This is a genomic window from Romboutsia sp., from assembly GCF_035470145.1.
GTDB lineage: Bacteria > Bacillota > Clostridia > Peptostreptococcales > Peptostreptococcaceae > Romboutsia_D.
Window position 1 is genome coordinate 1 of record NZ_DATIRC010000014.1, and the last position, 2,158, is coordinate 2,158.

Annotated in this window: 2 protein-coding genes; both read left to right on the forward strand. The window is 29.0% G+C overall.

Annotated features, from left to right (window positions below; translation table 11 throughout):
- A partial coding sequence (locus VLM92_RS00455) for a hypothetical protein (protein ID WP_325274388.1) occupies positions 1-1,074 on the forward strand: 1,074 nt, incomplete at its 5' end.
- A 441-nt stretch (positions 1,075-1,515) separates the two neighbouring features.
- On the forward strand, positions 1,516-2,158 hold a 643-nt coding region (locus VLM92_RS00460; protein WP_325274389.1), incomplete at its 3' end, for a hypothetical protein.

The following is a 2,158-nucleotide window of genomic DNA, read 5'->3' on the forward strand; positions in this document are numbered from 1 at the left end:
GAGCAATTAGAAGGTCAAGTAGATTTGATAGCATATGAAAAAAGTGTAGAGGTGAATAAATTGGAAAGTCCAATAAAAGTTAAAAAAGTAGTTGAAGAAAAAGTAACATTTGATATAGATGGAGAAGGTAAAGAAGGAGAAGTTATAGATGCTACATATGAGAATGCAAATAAGAACTACAAACTTAGAAAAAGAAATGCTCCAGAAACTACATACAATAAAACTGATTTTAAATTAAAAATAAATGGTGAATGTGTATACCAATTCAGAGTGGATTTATGCCAAATGATAAACCATGCACTAGAATTAGGAAATGAATTGTTAATGAATTTAAGATTCCAAAAAAGATTATGGTTAGGTTTGGAAATGAGTTGGATGTCTGGAGAATATAGGGAACAAAAGATAAAAGAGCAATTTGGAACAGAAGAAAAAATGATAAGATTCTTTGATAAAGTAGAAAAAATATTAATAGGTCTGGTTGATCCAGATTCTACACAAAAACCAACTATAGAAGAACGTGAAAAAGCAAGAGAACTATCAATACCTCTGGCTATAGAAAAAATAAGAAATCACAATGAGGACTTATTCAAAGTGCAAGAAAAAGAAGTGAATGAGATTGTCAATGGTGACTTTGGAACACATAAGCAACGAATAATAGTTAAAGGTGCAATAGCAAATGATCTGATTAATGAGTTTAAATGCATATATATAAAATATGGTAAAGAAAAAGCGTTTGAGCATCTGGATAGTTTATTAAAAGATTATCCAGAAAAAGAAAAAATGGGGGATGAACAAATGAATACAATAAATAATAAAATAAGAATAATAAGAGATGTGTTCAAAGATGAAAATTGGGATAGATATGAGATATGGAAAGAAGGAAAAGACAACTTCGGAATAGTTGATAGAAATAATAGTTTTTATAAATGTTTTGATACATTTGAAGAATACTTTGGATCAGATTTTATAAGACCTATGAAATATACAGAAAAAACAATATATGAATATAATCAAACCATAAAAGTATTATTGTTTGAAGATAGAATAAAAGTTGCTTTATATTATTCAAAATAGAAAAAAATGCTTAAAAAAAATGAACGGAAATAGAAAAAAATGCTTGAAAAAATGAACGGAATGATATATAATTAATTATGTACTCAATAGAAATAAAATGTGTGTAAACTAACAAATATATTGAGATATGGAGTTGTGACCCATATCTCTGGAATAGGGAGTTGTGACCCTTATTCCAAACTCAAATAAGGAGTTGTGACCCTTGTTTTGAAAAATGTGTGTAAAAACCAATAAAATTTTGTGTGTTGAAACGAAGATGTGTAACTTTGTTTCGTGTGTGTTGTTCTAAACGAACGGAAAATTAAAATAAGAAAAGTGGTAGTCCCAATGTGTGGGATTACCACTTTTTTTTGCGTTTTTTTACATTTAAATCTGAGTTTTCGTTATATGTACCATAAGGCAGTGAACTGCTTAAAATAATAAAAACTAGGAGGTACTGTAATGGAACAAAATACAGTAAAACAGACTGAGAACTTTGGTGAAGTAATAGGTCTATTAAAAAAGAAAAATATAAAATTTGGGTCTAGTAAAGAAACTGGAAAAAATTATGCAAATGGCTCTATAGAGGTAGAACTTACCAATGAATATGGAATTAACGTATTAAAAATAGATGTGATGCAAATGGAGTTAAAAAAAGATGGAGATTCTAATAAAAACTATAAGGCATTACAAACAATAAACAATGAGTATAAGTCGATCGAAGAACATGGAAAAGAAAATGCAGACTTAATACAAGTATTTGTAAAAGTAGAAGAAAACAACTACTACTTAAAAGAAGAAGATGAAGTTAAAGAGAGTGTAAAATTATTAGCAACTACTAACTTTGATAAAAAAATATTTGCACCGATTGCAAGAGTAAAAGATAAAACAACGCCACATAAAGCAAGTGTGTCATTTGGTGGTATGATAACGAAGGTAATACCTAATGAAACTACTGGAGAGTTAGCAGTGGAAATAGTTGGAGCAAACTATCACGGTCAAGCAGTAAAACATAAATTAGATGTATCTAAGGAATTAGCAGGTGGTTTTAGAGGGATATATCAAGAGGGAGCAGTTACTACTTTACATTATATAGTTGTAAATG